The organism is Methylocystis sp. S23 (genome assembly GCF_054106005.1).
Genome location: NZ_CM134185.1, coordinates 1698910 through 1717892 on the forward strand (window position 1 = coordinate 1698910; position 18983 = coordinate 1717892).

17 protein-coding genes are annotated in these 18983 nt (G+C 67.0%); 12 read left to right on the forward strand and 5 right to left on the reverse strand.

The features are described 5' to 3' along the window. The first annotated feature begins 118 nt into the window (after positions 1 to 118). A complete protein-coding gene (locus tag ACV7JP_RS08425) occupies positions 119 to 1237 on the forward strand; it encodes an IS4 family transposase (protein ID WP_457798776.1) in 1119 nt (372 codons plus the stop codon). A gap of 213 nt (positions 1238 to 1450) precedes the next feature. Then, complete coding sequence (locus tag ACV7JP_RS08430; RefSeq protein WP_457798777.1) at positions 1451 to 3730, forward strand: transglycosylase domain-containing protein; 2280 nt, start codon at positions 1451 to 1453, stop codon at positions 3728 to 3730. 350 nt (positions 3731 to 4080) lie between these two features. Here the strand turns inward: ACV7JP_RS08430 and ACV7JP_RS08435 are convergent, their stop codons facing one another. Continuing rightward, entirely contained in the window at positions 4081 to 4512 is a 432-nt protein-coding gene (locus ACV7JP_RS08435) for a Rieske (2Fe-2S) protein (protein WP_457798778.1), read from the reverse strand. A 148-nt stretch (positions 4513 to 4660) separates the two neighbouring features. Continuing rightward, positions 4661 to 4930, reverse strand: a complete 270-nt coding sequence (locus ACV7JP_RS08440; RefSeq protein WP_457798779.1) for a BQ00720 family protein — start codon at positions 4928 to 4930, stop codon at positions 4661 to 4663. 404 nt (positions 4931 to 5334) lie between these two features. Here ACV7JP_RS08440 and ACV7JP_RS08445 point away from each other — a divergent pair, with 404 nt between their 5' ends. The 4 genes from ACV7JP_RS08445 (at position 5335) to ACV7JP_RS08460 (ending at position 11736) form a co-directional block, all read left to right on the forward strand. After that, the gene (locus ACV7JP_RS08445) at positions 5335 to 6087 is read left to right on the forward strand and encodes a class I SAM-dependent methyltransferase (RefSeq protein ID WP_457798780.1); all 753 of its coding nucleotides are present in this window, start codon (positions 5335 to 5337) and stop codon (positions 6085 to 6087) included. A 162-nt stretch (positions 6088 to 6249) separates the two neighbouring features. Further along, positions 6250 to 7320 (forward strand): recombinase RecA, encoded by a 1071-nt coding sequence (gene recA, locus ACV7JP_RS08450; protein WP_457798781.1) that lies wholly within the window; start codon positions 6250 to 6252, stop codon positions 7318 to 7320. Positions 7321 to 7834: 514 nt separating this feature from the next. Then, positions 7835 to 10504 (forward strand): alanine--tRNA ligase, encoded by a 2670-nt coding sequence (alaS, locus tag ACV7JP_RS08455; protein WP_457798782.1) that lies wholly within the window; start codon positions 7835 to 7837, stop codon positions 10502 to 10504. Then, positions 10501 to 11736 carry a cyclic nucleotide-gated ion channel gene (locus tag ACV7JP_RS08460; protein WP_457798783.1) on the forward strand — a complete coding sequence of 412 codons (1236 nt, stop codon included), beginning with the start codon at positions 10501 to 10503 and terminating at the stop codon, positions 11734 to 11736. The genes alaS and ACV7JP_RS08460 overlap by 4 nt, the downstream gene beginning before the upstream one ends. A 6-nt stretch (positions 11737 to 11742) precedes the next feature. On the opposite strand, the gene ACV7JP_RS08465 is transcribed toward ACV7JP_RS08460, so the two are convergent. The 3 genes from ACV7JP_RS08465 to ACV7JP_RS08475 all read right to left on the reverse strand — a co-directional run bounded on the left by ACV7JP_RS08465 (position 11743) and on the right by ACV7JP_RS08475 (position 13837). Then, positions 11743 to 12633, reverse strand: coding sequence for an extensin-like domain-containing protein (locus tag ACV7JP_RS08465; protein ID WP_457798784.1), 891 nt, complete (start codon positions 12631 to 12633; stop codon positions 11743 to 11745). 146 nt (positions 12634 to 12779) lie between these two features. After that, positions 12780 to 13244 carry a DUF2852 domain-containing protein gene (locus ACV7JP_RS08470; RefSeq protein ID WP_457798785.1) on the reverse strand — a complete coding sequence of 155 codons (465 nt, stop codon included), beginning with the start codon at positions 13242 to 13244 and terminating at the stop codon, positions 12780 to 12782. A gap of 152 nt (positions 13245 to 13396) precedes the next feature. Further along, a complete protein-coding gene (locus ACV7JP_RS08475; protein WP_457798786.1) occupies positions 13397 to 13837 on the reverse strand; it encodes a hypothetical protein in 441 nt (146 codons plus the stop codon). A 275-nt stretch (positions 13838 to 14112) separates the two neighbouring features. Here ACV7JP_RS08475 and secE point away from each other — a divergent pair, with 275 nt between their 5' ends. From secE to sucD, 6 genes are all read left to right on the forward strand, one after another. Continuing rightward, positions 14113 to 14304, forward strand: coding sequence for a preprotein translocase subunit SecE (gene secE / locus ACV7JP_RS08480; protein WP_457798787.1), 192 nt, complete (start codon positions 14113 to 14115; stop codon positions 14302 to 14304). Between the two features lie 23 nt (positions 14305 to 14327). Beyond that, on the forward strand, positions 14328 to 14858 hold the full coding sequence (nusG, locus tag ACV7JP_RS08485; RefSeq protein ID WP_457798788.1) for a transcription termination/antitermination protein NusG: 531 nt from the start codon (positions 14328 to 14330) through the stop codon (positions 14856 to 14858). A 224-nt stretch (positions 14859 to 15082) separates the two neighbouring features. Further along, complete coding sequence (gene rplK, locus ACV7JP_RS08490; protein ID WP_457798789.1) at positions 15083 to 15529, forward strand: 50S ribosomal protein L11; 447 nt, start codon at positions 15083 to 15085, stop codon at positions 15527 to 15529. Between the two features lie 4 nt (positions 15530 to 15533). Beyond that, the gene (gene rplA / locus ACV7JP_RS08495) at positions 15534 to 16238 is read left to right on the forward strand and encodes a 50S ribosomal protein L1 (RefSeq protein ID WP_457798790.1); all 705 of its coding nucleotides are present in this window, start codon (positions 15534 to 15536) and stop codon (positions 16236 to 16238) included. A 426-nt stretch (positions 16239 to 16664) separates the two neighbouring features. Then, entirely contained in the window at positions 16665 to 17828 is a 1164-nt protein-coding gene (locus ACV7JP_RS08500) for a catalase (RefSeq protein WP_457798791.1), read from the forward strand. 203 nt (positions 17829 to 18031) lie between these two features. Further along, on the forward strand, positions 18032 to 18916 hold the full coding sequence (gene sucD / locus ACV7JP_RS08505; protein ID WP_457798792.1) for a succinate--CoA ligase subunit alpha: 885 nt from the start codon (positions 18032 to 18034) through the stop codon (positions 18914 to 18916). The last annotated feature ends 67 nt before the right edge of the window (positions 18917 to 18983 follow it).

Sequence of the window (18983 nt, forward strand, 5' to 3'; positions counted from 1 at the left end):
GCATTCGTCGGCTCGGCGGCGACCGGGCCGGTGAGATTAAGATCACGCGCTTTCTTCGCAATCGGGCGGTGACCGGCGCGGAGATGTTCGCCACGGCGGCCGCGCGCGCGTCGGCGCGTTGCGCCGGGCGCGCGGTCCTGGCGATACAGGACACGACGGTCGTCAAGTCCGGGGCGGCGGCGGGCTCTATCTGCATCCGACCCTCGTCGTCGACGCCGAGGACGGTTCGATCGTGGGTCTGGCGCACGCGCAGTTCCTTGAACGCGCGACGGGACGCAAGGCGGATCGGCGTCAGCGGCCGATCGAGGACAAGGAAAGCCGGCGCTGGCTGGAGGGCGCGGCGGCGGCGGCGAAAGTTTGCGCTTTGGCGCGCGAGGTCACGGTCGTGGCCGATCGCGAGAGCGATATTTATTCCGCCTTCGCGCGGCGCCCGCCGGGAGTTCACCTCCTCGTGCGCGCCGCGCAGGACCGCGCGCTGGAGGATGGCGAGCGGCTGTTTGCGCGCCTGGATGCGCTGGAGGAGGCCGGGCGGGCGACGCTGTCGCTTCCGGCGAGGCCCGGACGGCCGGCGCGCGAAGCGACACTGGCCGTCCGGCATGGGCGCTTTGATCTCGCGCGGCCCCGGAACGGCGCGGCCCAGAACGACCCCTCGACGATCGCGGTCCATCTCGTCGACGTGCGCGAGATCGACCCGCCCCCAGGCGAAAACGTCCATTGGCGTCTGATCACGACGCGCCCCGTCGACCGCCTCGCGCAAGCGCTCGAGGTCGTCGATCTGTATCGACGCCGTTGGGCGATCGAGCAGTTGTTCCGCACGATGAAGACCGGCGGCTTCGACATCGAGGCCGTGCGGATGGAAGACGACGCGCCGCGCCAGACCCTGGCGGCCGCGACGTTGATCGCGGCCGTGACGATCCAACAACTCGTCCACGCCCGGGACGGCGGCGACCCGCAACGTCTGCGCCCGCTCCTCGACGCCTTCGAGCCCAAGGACCAACCGCTGCTGGAAGCCTATTGCGCCACCCTCGAAGGCAAGACGCAGCGTCAGAAGAACCCACATCCGCGAGGGTCCCTGGCCTATGCGTCCTGGGTGCTCGCCCGCCTCGGCGGCTGGACCGGCTATTACGGAAAACCCGGCCCCGTCGTCATGCTCGCCGGATGGCTCAAATTCCAGCACGGAAAATACGCCATCGCCGTCACCCAACCAACGCCGCCGCTAACCAACACAGATGTGTGAATCTGCTAGCCCCGCGAGCGGAGAGAGGGAAAAAGACTCCCGCTGGCTCGCTTGCCGCCCGACCACGCCTTAGCCGCTCAGCCCGGCCCGGCGGCAAATCACGAATATTAATCGGCCCGCGCCATCCGGATTTCTTAACCGGCCCTTAAAGCGCCTTCCTTAAATTGAACTCATGACGCGAGAGGCGGCGGCGGAGAGCCTCGAGGCGAGATCATGGCGGGTGGCGGCGGACGTCGGGAACCGAGTTTCGACAAGGCGGCGGATGACGGCGCGCTGCGCGCGGAGAAGCGGCCCGCGCCGCGCGCCCGCCGGGCGCCGGAGGAACTCGCGGACGACGACGCCCCCGGCTCCGCCAGACTGAAGCCGAAACGGCGAACGGGTTCGATGATCGGCGCGCTTTTCTATTGGGGTTTCACCCTCTCCATCTGGGCCGCGATCGGCGGCGGCGCGCTCGCGGTCTATTACGGCTCGCAGCTCCCGCCCATCGACCAGCTCGCCGTGCCCAAGCGCCCGCCCAATATCGCCATTATGGGCTCGGACGGCGAGCTTCTCGCCAATCGCGGCGACACGGGCGGCGCGGCGATCCGCATTTCCGACCTGCCGCCTTACCTGCCCAAGGCCTTCATCGCCATAGAGGACCGCCGCTTCTATTCGCATTGGGGCGTCGATCCGCTCGGCATTGGCCGCGCCGTCGTGCGCAACGTCTCGGGGCGCGGCGGCATGCAGGGCGGCTCGACGCTCACCCAGCAGCTCGCGAAAAATCTCTTCCTCACCCAGGAGCGCACCATCTCGCGCAAGATCCAGGAGGCGATCCTGGCGCTGTGGCTCGAGCATAAATATTCCAAGGACCAGATTCTCGAGCTCTATCTCAACCGGGTCTATTTCGGCTCCGGCGCCTATGGGGTGGAGGCCGCGTCGCAACGCTATTTCGGCCATAGCGCCCGAACGGCGACGCTTTCCGAATCCGCCGTGCTCGCCGGCTTGATGAAGGCGCCGAGCAAGCTCGCGCCCGACCGCAATCCGGAAGGGGCGTCCGAGCGCGCGGCCCAGGTCGTCGCCGCCATGGCGCAGGAGGGCCATGTCACCGAGGCCATGGCGAAAACCGCCCTCGGCCATCCCGCGCGGGCGGTGAAGGAGCTGGGCGCGGGCTCGATCAACTACGCCGCCGACTATGTCATGGACATGCTCGACGACACGATCGGCGCCATCGACCAGGACATCGTCGTCACCACGACCATCGACCCGCGCCTGCAGGCCATCGCCGAAGGCGCGCTGAAGGAGGAGCTCGACAGGAAGGGCGCGAAGTTCAACGTCACGCAGGGCGCCATCGTCTCGATCGACCCCAACGGCGCCATTCGCGCGCTCGTCGGCGGGCGCGATTATTCCGAAAGCCAGTTCAACCGCGCCGTCTCGGCGAGGCGCCAGCCGGGCTCCGCCTTCAAGCCCTTCGTCTATCTCGCGGGCCTCGAACATGGGCTGACGCCCGATTCCGTGCGCGAGGACGGGCCGCTCAACATCAAGGGCTGGACGCCCGAAAACTACAGCCGCGAATATTTCGGCCCCGTCACGCTCACCCGGGCGCTGGCCCTGTCGCTCAATACGGTCGCCGTGCGCGTCGGCATGGAAGCGGGCCCGAAAGCGGTGGTGAAGACGGCCCACCGCCTCGGCGTCCAGTCGGAGCTGCAGCCCAACGCCTCCATCGCGCTCGGCACGTCGGAAGTGACGCCGCTCGAGCTCGTCGCGGCCTACGCCCCTTTCGCCAATGGCGGGATCGGCGTGCAGCCGCACATCATCGCGCGCGTGAAGACGGCGAGCGGCAAAACGCTTTATCAGCGCAAGGGCTCCACCTTCGGCCGCGTGATCGAGCCGCGATATGTGGCGATGATGAACACGATGATGCAGGAGACGCTCGCCACCGGCACGGCGCGCAAGGCGGAGCTGCCGGGCTGGCAGGCGGCGGGCAAGACCGGCACCAGCCAGGATTTCCGCGACGCCTGGTTCATCGGCTATACGAGCCGGCTCGTCACGGGCGTCTGGCTCGGCAATGACGACTCGTCGCCGACCAGAAAGGCTTCGGGCGGCAATCTGCCGGTCGAGATTTGGAGCCGCTATATGTCGATCGCCCACAAGGGCGCGCCCGTCGCCGGCCTGCCGGCGGGGGCGTGGCGCTCCGAGGCGGAAGAGGTCGTCGCCCGGCCGCTCGACGATCTCATCGGCATCTTTACCGGCGACGACAAGCCGCCCGCGCAGCCGGCGAAGCCCCAGAAGCGCGCCGCCGCTCCCCCGCCCGGCGACGCCGCATCCGCCGCGCCCGACGAGACGGCGACGATCCCGCCGCCGCCGCACGGCCGCGCGGCGGCCCGGGAGGCCGACGAGCTGCTGCCGCCGGAGGACATCCCCAACGCCGGCGCCGTCCCCCCGCCGACCCCGCGCGGCCGCCGTCCGGCGGCGCGGGAGAAGAATATTTTCGAGCAGCTCTTCGGAGGCGGATAAGAGACGCTTGCGCGCCCGTCATTGCGAGCGCGGCGAAGCAATCCAGGGGCCGTGATGCGGCTATGGATTGCCTCGCTGCGCGCCCAATGACGGCGATCGGCCGGCGATTCTCCGCCGGCTCCGACCAGGAGCATGGCCGCCCTCCGTCATTGCGAGGAGGCGAAGCCGACGAAGCAATCCAGAGCCGTAATGACGCCCTGGATTGCTTCGCTTCGCTCGCAATGACGGAGGCGGCTATAACGGCGATTTTCCCCGGCTCAGGCTTGGCGGCCTGCGACGAAGCGATCCAGGAGCGGCTCCGGATTGCTCGGCCTGCGGTCGGGGAAAGGGGTGAGAGCGCGACGGGCCGGTCAGTCCGACGTGATCATGACCGGCGGCATCTCGTCATTTTCCTCACGATCGAGCCCGTCCTCCTCGGCGAGCTCGACGCCCGTGATGCAGACGTCCTCGCCGTCGATGACGCATTCGATCTTTTCGAGCGCCGCGCCCGCGCATGGGCCGTCATAGCATTTGCCCGTGGTCAGCTCGAACAGCGCGCCATGCTTGCCGCAGATGATCGCGCGGTGCCCCTGGTCGAGGAAGTGGCCGGGCTGAAAGTCGATCCGCGCCCCCTGATGCGGGCAGCGATTGACATAGGCGTAGTAGGTCTTGCCCTGCCGCAGGACGAAGATCGGAAAGGGCGCGGACTTGTCGCCGTCGCGGCGCGCGAGGACGAAGCCGACGGCGCCGCGCTTGGCGACGTCGTTTACGTGACAGACTGCGTAGATTTCGGTTGTGGGCATGAACGCCTCCATGGCGGGGCGCGCGCCCCTTTTTTCCAGGGAAGCAAAATCCCTGCCTTTGGGGATGGCGGCGGGAAGAACGGAAATCTACCGCTGAAAAGAAGATCGGCGCCCTCCGGCTCCCCGCAGGCCGAATCGGCGCGTGACGTCAATGCAGGCTGACCATCGTCAGATCGTTTTCGCGGGCGTTGCCGATCGCGCCTTCTTCCGAATCGGCGAGCACGATGGGCGCGCCGTCCGCGCCGATCAGCGCGAAAATGGTCAGGCCGGGCTGAATTTGCGGCGCCTGCGGGTAAAGGCGGTTCACGTCTTCCGACCGCATGGCCTTCACATAGGCGATCATGCCGTCGCCCAGATTGGCGAACTGCTCCGGCGTCAGCAAGGGCGCCTTGCGTTCGATTGCTATCTTAGCGTCCATTCGCTCCTCCTCGGCGTCCGTTGCGACCCGCCCGTCGACGCCTGCCGCGCAGCGCGTCTTGGGGTTAGATGTGTGTCGCTTTTGAGGGGTTTTAAAGAGGCCGGCGCGGCCAATTCTGCGGTCGCGCTCCGGCTTTCCCTCAAGGAAAGGCGCCGCGCGGAGAAGCCGCCGGCGCTGCGGGGGTCGCGGGAGGGGAAAGGCGGAGCGGAGCCGCTTCGGGGCGCCCCTTGCGTGAGAGGCGGGCGCCCGCCGGCCGCGCGAGTCGCGAAGCCGCGCCTGAAGGGGATTGGCGCGGCCGCGGCGATCACGCTTCGACGAGGCGATTCCGTCGGGCCGCCGCGTGATCTATGCTTCGCGCGCCGGCGTTAGGGGGCGCCTCTTTCCTCCCCCAAGGGGAAAATGCCTTGGATCCCTGCCAGACGCTCCTTTTCGGCGCGGACGCGGAAGGCTATCGCGCCTTCCGGCCGCAATATCCGCGAGCGCTCTTCGAATGGCTGGCGAGCGTCGCGCCGTCGCGCGCGCTCGCCTGGGATTGCGGGACGGGAAGCGGGCAGGCGGCGCAGGGCCTCGCCGCGCATTTCGCGCGCGTCGTCGCGACGGACCCCGACCCCCGCCAGCTCGCAATGGCCCCGCGGCGCGGCAATATCGACTACCGCCTCGCCGCCGCCGAAGCCGATCTTAGGCTCGCGGGCCAGGTTGATCTCGTCGCCTGCGCCTGCTCGGTCCACTGGTTCGACCTGCCGCGCTTCTATGAGCGCGCGCGCGAGGCGCTGAAGCCGGACGGCGTCATCGCCGTATGGACCTATGACTGGCCCTGGGCCGGGGTCCGCCCGCTCGACGACGTGCTGGAGCGGCTGAAGACCGACATTCTGGGTCCGTTCTGGGGCGACAACGCCCGCTATTATTTCAGCGGTTATGAAGAACTGCCTTTCCCCTTCGCCGAGCGCGAGGCGCCGGTCTTTCCCGCCGAGATCGCCGGCTCCTGCGGCGAGCTGCTGAAATTTCTGAGCACATGGTCGGCGGTGAAGAAATATCGCGAGCGCCACGGCCGCGACCCGCTGAAGGCGATGGAGGCGGATTTCGTCGCGGCATGGGAAAAGAGGCCGCCGGCTCTGCCGGTGTCGGTTCCGCTGCATATGAGATGCGGAAGCCGGTGACGCCGCCGCCGGCGCTCCGCCGGCCGTTCAGGCTCTCAGGGGGATCGGCCTCCTCACCTTGCCGAAAGAACGGAAAAAGAACTTGGCATTGAGAACAAATCATGCACAATGGGGGAGCCGTTGCCCCAGCCCTTGAAATCGTGCCAGAAGGGATTTTCAGCCGTGAGCCAAGCCAATCTCCGCCTCGTGGAAGGATCGTCCGTGGACAAGACCAAGGCGCTGGACGCCGCCCTGTCGCAGATCGAACGCGCCTTCGGCAAGGGCTCGATCATGCGGCTCGGCAAGAATCAAAAGGCCGTCGAGATCGAGACCATTTCGACCGGCTCGCTCGGCCTGGACATCGCGCTGGGCGTCGGCGGCCTGCCGCGCGGCCGAATCGTCGAGATTTACGGGCCCGAATCCTCGGGCAAGACCACGCTGACGCTCCATGTCATCGCGGAAGCGCAGAAGGCGGGTGGCGTCTGCGCCTTCGTCGACGCCGAACATGCGCTCGATCCGGTCTATGCCCGCAAGCTCGGGGTCAATCTGGACGAGTTGTTGATTTCCCAGCCCGACACGGGCGAGCAAGCGCTCGAAATCACCGATACGCTGGTGCGCTCCGGCGCGGTGGACGTTCTCGTCGTCGATTCGGTGGCGGCGCTGACGCCCCGCGCCGAGATCGAGGGCGAGATGGGCGAGGTGCAGCCGGGCCTGCAGGCGCGCCTGATGAGCCAGGCGCTGCGCAAGCTCACCGCCTCCATCTCGCGCTCCAACACGCTCGTCATCTTCATCAACCAGATTCGCATGAAGATCGGGGTGATGTACGGCTCGCCGGAGACGACCACGGGCGGCAATGCGCTGAAATTCTACGCCTCGGTCCGTCTCGACATCCGCCGCGTCGGCGCGATCAAGGAGCGCGACGAGACGATCGGCAACCAGACCCGCGTCAAGGTGGTCAAGAACAAGGTCGCTCCGCCCTTCAAGCAGGTCGAGTTCGACATCATGTATGGCGAGGGCGTCTCCAAGGTCGGCGAGCTGATCGATCTCGGCGTGAAGGCCGGCGTCGTCGAGAAGTCCGGCGCCTGGTTCTCCTATGACAGCCAGCGCCTCGGTCAGGGCCGCGAAAACGCCAAGGCCTTTCTGCGCCAGAATCCCGACGCCGCCGCCCGCATCGAGCTGGCGATCCGCGAGAACGCCGGTCTGATCGCCGAGAAGATTCTCGACGCCGGCGGGGATGGCGACGGGGACGAGTGAGGGGCGTTCCGGGGGCCCAAATCAGCGGGCGTTCATCCCGAGGCGCGATCTTCGGCCCTTCAGTTCGTTGCCTCCGAGGGCGGCCTCGTCCTTCGAGACGCGAGCTTCGCTCACTCCTTAGAATGGGGCAAATGGAGCGCGCTGCGTTCAGGCGGAACGCCTAACGCAGATAAGCAACCGATTCTAAAGGTTTAGATCGCGCTTTCCGCGAAAGGCCGGTTTCCGCTTTTTCGTAAGCCGCGTTAACTGTTTGGCGCAGAAAAAGAAGCCTCTCATGCCGAGGAGAGCCCGCATGGCGGGCGTCTTGAAGCGCGAGGGGCGCCGACACGACTTCGTCCGCATTCTTAAAGCCCGGTCTTCGGGCCTTTTTCATTGCCGAATTGGCTGCGGACTGGCATATCGCGCGCAACCGACGGCGTTTCCGGGTCGAACCCGCGGCGCCTGCTTACGCCCGGCGACCCCTTTCACCATATGATCGGTCAATGATCCCGATCACGCCTCAGAGAGACGCAAAATGAGCAGCGTCAACCAGATACGCTCCGCCTTCCTCGATTATTTCGTGCGCAACGGCCACGAGAAGGTCGCGTCCTCTTCGCTTGTCCCGCATAACGACCCGACCCTCATGTTCACGAATGCGGGCATGGTGCAGTTCAAAAACGTCTTCACCGGCGTCGAGAAGCGCCATCAGGCGCGCGCCGCCTCCGCGCAGAAATGCGTGCGCGCCGGCGGCAAGCACAATGACCTCGACAATGTCGGCTACACCGCCCGCCACCACACCTTCTTTGAAATGCTCGGGAACTTCTCCTTCGGCGACTATTTCAAGGAAGGCGCGATCGAGCTCGCCTGGGGCCTGATCGCCAAGGAGTTCCAGCTCCCCGTCGACCGGCTTCTCGTCACCGTCTATCACGACGACGACGAAGCCTTCGATCTGTGGAAGAAGATCGCCGGCTTCCATGACAGCCGCATCATCCGCATCGCGAGTTCCGACAATTTCTGGAGCATGGGCGACACCGGCCCCTGCGGACCCTGTTCCGAAATCTTCTATGATCAGGGCGAGGCGCTCGCGGGCGGCCCGCCCGGCAGCCCGGACGAGAATGGCGACCGTTTCCTGGAATTCTGGAATCTCGTCTTCATGCAATATGAACAGGCGGCCCCGGGGCGGCGCGCGCCTCTGCCGCGCCCGTCGATCGACACCGGCATGGGCCTCGAGCGCATCGCCGCGCTGATGCAGGGCGTGACCTCCAATTACGACATCGACCTTTTCCGCGCGCTCACGAGCGCTGTGGCCGATCTTACCGGCGCGCCCTATGCCGGCCCGCAGGCGGCGAGCCATCGCGTCATCGCCGATCATCTGCGCGCCTCGTCCTTCCTCGTCGCCGACGGCGTCACGCCTTCCAACGAGGGACGCGGCTATGTGCTGCGCCGCATCATGCGCCGCGCCATGCGCCACGCCCAGATCCTCGGCGCGCGGGAGCCGCTGATGTGGCGCCTCGCGCCGACCCTCGTCGCCGAAATGGGCCAGGCCTATCCCGAGCTGGCGCGCGCCCAGGCGCTCATCGTCGATACGCTGAAGACGGAGGAAACCCGCTTCCGCGCCACGCTTGCGCGCGGCCTCGCCATTCTCGACGAGGAGACCGCGGGGCTGGGCCGGGGCGCCAAATTCTCCGGCGAAACGGCTTTCAAGCTCTACGACACCTACGGCTTTCCGCTGGATCTCACCGAGGACGCCCTGCGCCCGCGCGGCATCGTCGTCGACAAGGAGGCGTTCGACGCGGCGATGGCGCGCCAGCGCGCCGAAGCCCGCAAGGCCTGGGCCGGCTCGGGCGAAACCGCCACGGAGACGCTGTGGTTCGCGCTGAAGGAGCGGCTGGGCGCGACGGAGTTTCTGGGCTATGACGCCGAAAAGAGCGAAGGCGTCGTCACCGCCCTTGTCCATGACGGCGCCGAGGCCTTCATCCTCAAGCCGGGCCAGCGCGGCGCGATCATCCTCAACCAGACGCCCTTTTATGGCGAATCCGGCGGCCAGGTCGGCGATGTCGGCGTCATCCGCGGCCGAGGCGCGCGCTTCAGGGTCGAAAACACGCTCAAAAAGCTCGGCGACCTCATTGTCCATGAAGGCGTCGTCGAGGAAGGCGAGATCACGCCGGGCCTCGCGCTGGAGCTCGAGGTCGATCACGAACGCCGCAAGGCCGCGCGCGCCAACCACTCCGCGACCCATATTCTGCATGAAGCGCTTCGTCAGGTGCTCGGCGAGCATGTGGCGCAGAAGGGCTCGCTCGTGGCGCCGGAACGTCTGCGCTTCGACTTCACCCATCCGAAGCCGCTCACGCCTGAGGAGCTGACGCGGGTCGAGAGGCTCGCCAATGAGATCGTGCAGGACAATGCGCCGGTCGACACGCGCGTCATGGCGCAGGAGGAGGCGATCGAGTCCGGCGCCCGCGCGCTGTTCGGCGAAAAATATGGCGACGAGGTTCGCGTCGTCTCCATGGGCCGGCCCGATCCGGGCGCCCGCCACCCCTTCTCCGTCGAGCTGTGCGGCGGCACCCATGTCTCGCGCACGGGCGACATCGGGCTGATCGCGATCGTCTCCGAAGGCGCCGTGGCCTCGGGGGTGCGCCGCATCGAGGCGCGCACCGCGGAAGGAGCCCGCCGCCATCTGTCGTCCCAGGCCCGCGCCCTGCAGGACATTGCGGCGCTGATGCGCGCGCCGGTCGAGGAAGCGCCGAGCCGGCTGGCGCAGCTCCTCGATGAGCGCAAGAAGCTCGAACGCGAATTGGCCGACGCCAAGCGCAAGCTCGCCATGGGCGGCGGCGCGGGCAAGGAGGGCGGCCCGGACGCGCGCGAGGTCGGAGGCGTGAAGCTTCTCACCCGCGCCGTCGAGGGCGTCGACGCCAAGGACCTCAAATCGCTCGTCGACGACGCCAAGAAGAGCATCGGCTCCGGCGTCGTCGCCATCGCCAGCGCCTCGCCGGACGGGAAGGCGGGCATCGTCGTCGGCGTCACCGACGATCTCACGGAGAAATACAGCGCCGTCGAATTCGTCCGCGTCGCCAGCGCGGCGCTGGGCGGCAAGGGCGGCGGCGGCCGGCCGGATCTCGCTCAGGCCGGCGGACCCAACGCCGCCGCCATCGAACAGGCGCTCGCCTCCGTCGAGGATGCGCTGCGCGGCAAGGCGGCGCAGTGACGAAAGGCGAGCGACGTCACTGGCGCCGCCAGTTGCGCCGTCGCGTTCACGTGGTTCTGGACGGGGGAGCGCATGACCGCGCGACGCGCTTCGTGCATCGCGCGCTCATCGCCCTCGTCGCCTTGTCGGTCCTGTCCGTCATACTGGAATCCGTGCCGGAATATGATCGCCAATTCCGGCGGCTGTTCCTTGCGGTCGAATATCTCGCCGTCTGCGTCTTCACGGTCGAATATTTGCTGCGCCTGTGGAGCGCGCCGGAGCACACGCCCTATTCGGACCGCACGCCCATGGGCGCGCGGCTCGCCTTCGTCAGGTCGGGCTCCGCGATCATCGACCTGCTGACGATTCTGCCTGTCTATATTTCGTTCTTTTTCGCCGCCGATCTCCGGGTCTTCATCATTCTGCGCCTGCTGCGCTTCTTCAAGCTGGCGCGCTATTCGGCCGGCATCCGCACGCTGGTCGCGGTCATGGAGGCGGAGCGCAAGGCGCTGCTTGCGACCGGCATCCTGCTTTTCGGCGCCATCCTCTTCTCGGCGAGCGCCATCCATATCGCCGAGCATGAAGCGCAGCCCGAGAATTTCGGCTCGATTCCCGCCGCCATGTGGTGGGCGATCGTCACCATCACCACGGTCGGCTATGGCGACGTGACGCCCATCACGCTCGCGGGGCGCGTGATCGCCTCGGTCACGATGGTGACGGGCTATGTGATGCTCGGTCTGCCGGTTGGCATCGTCGCGACCGCCTTCGCCGAGGAGATTCATCGCCGGGAATTCGTAGTCACATGGAGCATGGTCGCGAGCGTGCCGCTCTTCCGCTCCCTCGACGCGACCGCGATCGCCGAGATCATGCGCTATCTCAACGCCCAATCCGTGCCGGCCGGCGCGCTGATCGTGCGGCGCGGCGACGTGGCGCAATCCATGTATTTCGTCGCGGAGGGAGAGGTCGAGGTCGAATTGCCCAATGAGCCCGTGCGCCTCGGCGAGGGTCAGTTCTTCGGCGAGATCGCGGTGCTGCACAAAACGTTGAGAAGCGCCAATGTTCGCGCGGTCGAGCCGACGAAGCTTCTGATCCTCGACGCCTATGACCTGCAGACGCTGATCTTGCGCAATCCGGAGATCGGCGAGGCGATCCGGGAGATCGCCGCGGACCGTTCCGAGCTCGCAGCGGACGCGCAGCGCGGCGACATGATCGACGCGGAGCTCCGGCAGCCTCAGGCCGGGCCATTGGAGTGAAGGCCGTCAGCGCCTTCTGATCGACGATGTGAGATCCGCCTCGCCGGCGGTCGGATCGTCGCGGCGCGGGGGCGGGGGCGCATCCGGCGCGTTGATCGGGCCGAGCGAATCGGCGCCCTCGAAAGCCGCGGCCGGCGGCTTGCCGGTCGTGTCATTGTCCGTTTCCTCGCCCATGATCGGCTTGGCGTTCTGCATCGCGACGAGCGGCGACTGGTCCGGCGGCGGCGTCTCCTGCGGCGCGGGCTTGCAGATGGAGCGCCCGGAGCGGCCATGCTGCGCGAGATCCACATGGATATGGTTGTAGTGGAAGGCGTTGGAGCCCGGCGACAGCACGGTGGAGAAATGCGCGCAGGAGCCGCGATGCACATCCATCAGAAAGGCCCGCGCCTGCTCGTCGCCGCGCCACCAGTCGCGCAGCAGCGTGATCTGGCGACCATCCTCCAGCACGAAGCCGCCAATGTCGAGCGCATTGCCGAAGGAATGCTCGGAGAGCTGCGCGCCGCGCTGATTGTTCATGCCCCGGCAGGCGTAGGAGCCCATGGAGTCGATGCGCGCGACGCGCTGGCCGAAGCGCGCCTGGGCGGCGGGCTGCACGGTGTCGGCGACCCAGGATTCGAGCTCCGCGACCATCGGGCAGTCGAGCGTCGCCGTGGCGTTGAAGGAGACCGCGCCATTTTGCAGCGCCGCCACCTTGAAGGGCCGGGTCATCCCGCAAATGCCGGGGCCCTCGAGCTCATTGGCCAGCGCGACCCATTCGGAGGGCTGCACGCGCCTTTGCGCGATGCAGGCGTTCTCGGCCTGGGCGCGCCAGGCGGGGCGCTGCGGCTTGAACGGCGCGGAGCAGCCCGCGAGCGTCGCGGCGAGCAAAAGCAGGAGATAGGCGACGCGGCCGAACATGACGCGTAGCGTTACGAACGGGCCGTTAATCGGAGGTCGAAAAATCTAGTTAATTATAAAATATTTTCGCATTGCGTCCGGGCGGCCTCATAAAGGATTGTGGCCGGCGCGGGGCCGGCCACGGGGGAGGACGCTTCTACCGCGTCTTACTGCGCGTTCCCCTTGCGGGCGCGCATGAAGCTTTCGAACTCATCCTTGTCCTTGGCGCGGCGCAGCTCGGCGATGTGCTCGGCGAATTCGCGCTCCGCCTCGGCGAGCTTGCGGCGCTCCTCCTCCAGGCGGGCGAGCTCGCCCTCGCGCCATTCGTCAAAGGCGACATTGCCGGTCGAGCGCATGAAGGACGGACCCGCCCAGCCGCGCCCGCTCTCGCGCGCCGCGTCGCCGAAAGCGCTCTTGACCTTCGCGCCCTGCTCGGCCGCGAAGGAGAACAGATCGCCCTCATAGCCGAAGCTCCTGCCCCATAGCTTCAAGAGCAGCAGGGCTAGGCCGATCGGCCAGAAGATGAAGAAGCCGATGACCACGGCCGCGACTTCGAACGGCCTCCAATGCGCGCATCCACCCTGACGTCCCCAGGGAGACGCGGACATTCGGGAATAACGATCGCAGCTCATATTTGGCTCCAGTTGGCGGTCGGCCCCGGCTTTCCGGGCGCGGCCGATGTAAATGTTATACACATTAACATCGGATTCCGCAAGGAGCGGGAGCCGGGCCTCGGGCGCGTCGCCCTCGGCCTCGCCGCATATCGGAGGCGGCGCGGCGTCTTTCAAGCGGGGTCCGCCTCGCAGCTCAAAATCCAGGTGCGGTCGCAAAAGGCGACATAAATGCGCTCCTGCCCCAGCGCCTGGCCGAGCTCGACCGCCAATTCATTGAGCATGGCCTCGATCTCGGCGTCGGGGAGCGCCCCGAGATAGGCATGGACCGCCTCGCCCGTGAAGATCGCCACCGGCTCCCGGTCGGAGCTCACCGCGCCGTCTTCCCTGCGCCAGGCGTAGGTCACCTCGGCGCGCGCGGCCATGCCGGAGAGGGCGGGTTTGCCTTCCTCCACCCGCCGCCGCATCCAGCGCCGCGCCGTGCGCACGGCCTCCGAGACGTCATAGACCCGTCCCTCCGGGTCCCATCCCTCGCGCAGGCCGACCGTGATGCGGAAATCCCGCCGCGCGCCGAGGGAGCCGGGGACGAGGCGGTAAGGTTTGGGCTCGCTCATGGGAGGGAAGGTAAGGCGTATGGGAAAGGAGGGAAACGATCTTTGCGGGCGGGCTCCGCGCAAGGACGCCGCCATGGGCCGATAAAGCCGGGGGGCCAACAGGCCGCCGGAGATTTCCCGCCGGAGATTTCCCTTGGCGTTCCGGCTGGGACCCGCTATAAGCCCGCTAGCGTGGCGCGTGGCCGGAAGGTCCCGCGCCGCGACTGTTTTGCGGCTCGCGTCTCTTTTGCATCGCCGAAAGAGGCTGCGCCGCCAAGGGAAATCGGGCAAGCGAAATGGTCAACCCGTTCACGTTCCTGCAGGAAGTCCGCGCCGAAGCGGGCAAGGTCACCTGGCCCACGCGCCGCGAGACCATGATCACGACCGGACTCGTGATCCTCATGGTGCTGTTTGCGAGCCTATTCTTCGTCCTGGTGGACTCGGCCCTGCGCTTCGGCGTCGGCCTGATGTTGCGCGTGGGACAGTGATTTTCAGGAGCTGAGCGCGCCCCATGGCCATGCGCTGGTATATCGTCCACGCTTATTCGAACTTCGAGAAGAAGGTCGCCGAGTCGATCCGCGAGGGCGCCGCGCAGCGGGGCCTGACCGACGCTTTCGAGGAGATCCTCGTGCCGACCGAGCAGGTCGTCGAGGTGCGCCGCGGACGCAAGGTCTCCACCGAGCGCAAGTTCTTTCCCGGCTATGTGCTGGTGAAGTGCAATCTGACCGACCCGGTGTTCTCGCTCATCAAGAACACGCCGAAGGTCACGGGCTTTCTCGGCGCCGACAACAAGCCGATGCCGATCTCCGAAGAGGAGGCGATGCGCATCAAGGGCCAGGTCGCCGAGGGCGTCGAGCGCCCCAAGCCCACGATCAGCTTCGAGGTGGGCGAGACGGTGCGCGTCGCGGACGGCCCCTTCGCGTCGTTCAACGGCCTCGTCGAGGAAGTGGACGAAGCCCGCTCGCGCCTCAAGGTCGCGGTGTCCATCTTCGGCCGTCCGACGCCTGTGGAGCTGGAGTTCGGACAGGTCGAGAAGGTTTGATCGTTTCCCTCTCCCCGCATTGCGGGGAGGGGGTTAGGGTGAGGGGCGAGGGGTTTGGCGTCGCCTTGCCCCTCACCCCGGCCCTCACCCCATAAATGGGGAGAGGGGGGAAAACGTGGCGGGTCCGCCTCGACGCCATCGGGGAGAACGGACCGGACCACGAACTGCAACCGGCGACGCACGGGCTTTGAAGCCCGGGCGCCGTCATTCGTTGGAGAAAGCAAATGGCGAAGAAAATTGCCGGCTACATAAAGCTGCAAGTGCCGGCCGGCGCGGCGAATCCCTCGCCGCCGATCGGTCCCGCGCTCGGTCAGCGCGGCTTGAACATCATGGAGTTCTGCAAGGCGTTCAACGCCAAGACGGCGCAGGTCGAGAAGGGGACCCCCATCCCCGTCATCATCACCGCCTATCAGGACCGCTCCTTCACCTTCGAGATGAAGCAGCCGCCGGTCTCCTTCTTCCTGAAGAAGGCCGTGGGCCTCAAGATCGGCAAGAAGCCGGCCTCGGGCTCGAAGACGCCGGGCCGCAACGTCGTCGGCAAGGTGACCAAGGCGCAGATTCGCGAGATCGCGGAAAAGAAGCTCGTCGACCTCAACTGCGCTTCGGTCGAGTCCGCAATGTCGATGATCGAAGGCTCGGCCCGCGCGATGGGCCTCCAGGTGGTGGAGTAAGACCATGGCGCATATTGGAAAGAGAATCGCCAAGGCCCGCGAGGGCGTCGAGCGCACCCGGCTCTATCCGGTCGACGAGGCCGTGAAGCTCGTGCGCGAACGCGCCACGGCCAAGTTTGACGAGTCGGTCGAGATCGCCATGAATCTCGGCGTCGACCCCAAGCATGCCGATCAGATGGTGCGCGGCGTGGTCAATCTGCCGAACGGCACGGGCCGGACGCTCCGCGTCGGCGTCTTCGCGCGCGGCGCCAAGGCGGACGAGGCGAAGGCGGCGGGCGCGGACGTCGTCGGCGCCGAGGACCTGGTCAATATCGTCCAGGGCGGCACGATCGAGTTCGACCGCTGCATCGCGACGCCCGACATGATGCCGCTCGTCGGCCGTCTCGGCAAGGTGCTGGGCCCCCGCGGCATGATGCCGAATCCGAAGGTCGGCACGGTGACCATGGACGTCGCCGGCGCGGTGAAGGCCTCCAAGGGCGGCGCGGTCGAGTTCCGCGTCGAGAAGGCCGGCATCATTCAGGGCACGGTCGGCAAGGCCTCCTTCGACGACGGCAAGCTCGTCGAGAACATCAAGGCTTTCGTCGACGCGGTCGCCAAGGCCAAGCCGACGGGCGCGAAGGGAACCTATATCCAGCGCGTCGCCATCAGCTCGACCCAGGGTCCGGGCGTGAAGGTGGACGTCGCGACGCTGGGCGCGGTCACGGCGTAAGGCGGAGAGCCGATCCGACGGTTATGGAGCGGGCGGGAAAACCCGCCCGCTCAGACCGCTGATAGTTCGCGCTGACGCCCCTCGCGCGCTTCGAGACGGCTCCTGCGGAGCCTCCTCAGCATGAGGGGCTTCCGCATCTGCGTCAAACGCTTAGGCTCATCCCGAAGCGCGAGCGAAGTTCGCGTCTCGAAGGAGGGGGCCGCCTCGGACGTATCGGCGAATTGAGCCGGCGGGGAGACCCGCCGGCTTTTTTGTTCCGTCATGCGGTCGAAGCTGAAAAATCCAGCATTGACACCGTCTTGACGATCGCTGAACCTTGAAGCGCCGCAGGCGGGGCCGGGTTTCCGGCGCCTGCGGCGGCGCCGGTTTATTGGCGACTCATTTGCCTGGGCCCGTTCCGGGGCCCGAATATTTGGAGTATTTCAGATGAGGAGACTGACGATCCTGGCTTTGGCCGCCGGCCTGGCTCCTTTGGCCCCGTTCTCGCGCGCGAGCGCGGACGAGTTCCTCGCCACGAATTTCGAAGCCGTTCCCCCGGGCGAAAGCGCCCAGATCGCGGAAATGGTCGAGCTGACGGGCAAGCTCCTGGAGCAGCGCTACGGCGCGGCCTCGGGCGAGACCATGGCCCGCCGCGCCGTCCATCCCAAGGCGCATGGCTGCGTGAAGGCCGATTTCGCCGTTAGGGCCGACCTGCCGGAGAAATATCGCGTGGGCGTCTTCGCGACGCCGGGCAGAACCTATCCGGCCTGGATTCGCTACTCCAACGCCACCGCCGTGCTCGCGCCGGACGTCAACGACAAGAAGGCCGACAGCCGCGGCATGGCGATCAAGCTCATGGGCGTCGAGGGCGAGACGCTCCTGAAGGAGCCCGGCGGCAAGACGCAGGACTTCCTGCTCATCAACCAGCCCATGTTCGCCTTTCCGGACGTTGCGGAATATGACGCCTTCACCAGGCTCCAGGTCGAGCACAAGGACAATACGCGCGAATTCCTGCCGATCTTCTTCGATCCCAAGAATCCAGCGCGGATGAAGATCGCGGGGATCGTCACCCGGGTCATTCAGCCGGCCCAGCTCGCGAGCCCGCTCGACGCCGCCTACTTCTCGGCCGCGCCTTTCCTCTTTGGCAAGGACAAGGCCGCGAAATTCGCGGCGAAGCCAAGAGCGCCGGCCAATCCGTCGCCGACGCCGGACAGTCCCGACAAGGACTATCTGCGCCTCGCCATGAAGAAGAGCCTCGCCGTCGGCGCCGAGCCCGTGATCTTCGATTTCCAGGTCCAGCTACGGCCCGACGGGCTGCAGCCCGATGACGAGGCCTATCCGATCGAAAGCGCCAATACGGAATGGAAGCCCAAATCCGACGGGACGGCGGCCTATCAGAACGTCGCCGTCATCACGATCCGGCCGCAGGATTTCGACCAGCCCCTGCAGGCGAGCGAATGCGAGCATCTCGTCTTCACGCCCTGGCACGGCCTCGTCGAGCATCAGCCGCTCGGCGGGATCAATCGCCTCCGCCGCGAGGTCTATATCGCCTCGGCCAGGCGCCGCGCCCAGACGGCGGAGCCGACGGGCTATCCGCGCTGGCCGTTTTGAGGCGCCCGCCGCCGCGCTCCGCCCGGCATGGCGTCGCGACAGCCGGTCGCATGCGCGTCTTCCGGGCGCTTTCCGCCTTGTAAGCGGGCGCTCTTCCCAATAATTTGGCGGCCGCGAAATTCGCGGCGCGGGGCCGCGCTCCTCTCCCGGGGGGCGAGGCGCCCGCGCTTTCCGCGCCGCCCGTTCTCTTTAGGAATCGCTGCATGTCCGTCCTGATCGACAAGAACACCAAAGTCATCACGCAAGGTTTCACCGGCAAGACCGCCACTTTCCATTCGGAACAGGCGATCGCCTATGGAACCAGGATGGTCGGCGGCGTCTCCCCGGGCAAAGGCGGCTCCACGCATCTCGGCCTGCCCGTCTTCGACACGGTGGCCGAGGCCCGCGACAAGACCGGCGCGCAGGCTTCGGTGGTCTATGTGCCGCCGCCGGGCGCGGCCGACGCCATCTGCGAGGCGATCGACGCGGAAATCCCGCTGATCGTCTGCATCACCGAGGGCGTGCCGGTGCAGGACATGATCCGCGTCAAGCGCTCGCTCTCGGGCTCCAAATCCCGCCTCATCGGGCCGAACTGTCCGGGCGTCGTCACGGCGGGCGAGAGCAAGATCGGCATCATGCCGGGCAACATCTTCTCCAGGGGCTCGGTCGGCGTCGTGTCGCGCTCCGGCACGCTCACCTATGAGGCCGTCTTCCAGACGACCCGCGAGGGCCTCGGCCAGACGAGCGCGGTCGGCATTGGCGGCGATCCCGTCAAGGGCACGGACTTCATCGAGGTGCTGGAGCTGTTCCTCGCCGACGACGCGACCAAGTCGATCATCATGATCGGCGAGATCGGCGGCTCGGCGGAAGAGGAAGCGGCCCAATTCTTGAAAGACGAAGCCAAGCGCGGCCGCAGGAAGCCCATTGTGGGCTTCATCGCCGGCCGCACGGCGCCTCCCGGCCGGCGCATGGGCCATGCCGGCGCGATCATCTCCGGGGGCAAGGGCGACGCCGAGAGCAAGATCGCGGCGATGGAGTCGGCGGGCGTTCGCGTGTCGCCGTCTCCGGCCCGACTGGGCAAGACTTTGGTCGAGGTGCTTAAAGGTTAGGCGCTGCCGCGCTCTTCTTTGCCGCCTCGGAGAACTTAGATTAAGGGCGTCGCCGCTTTTGGCGGCG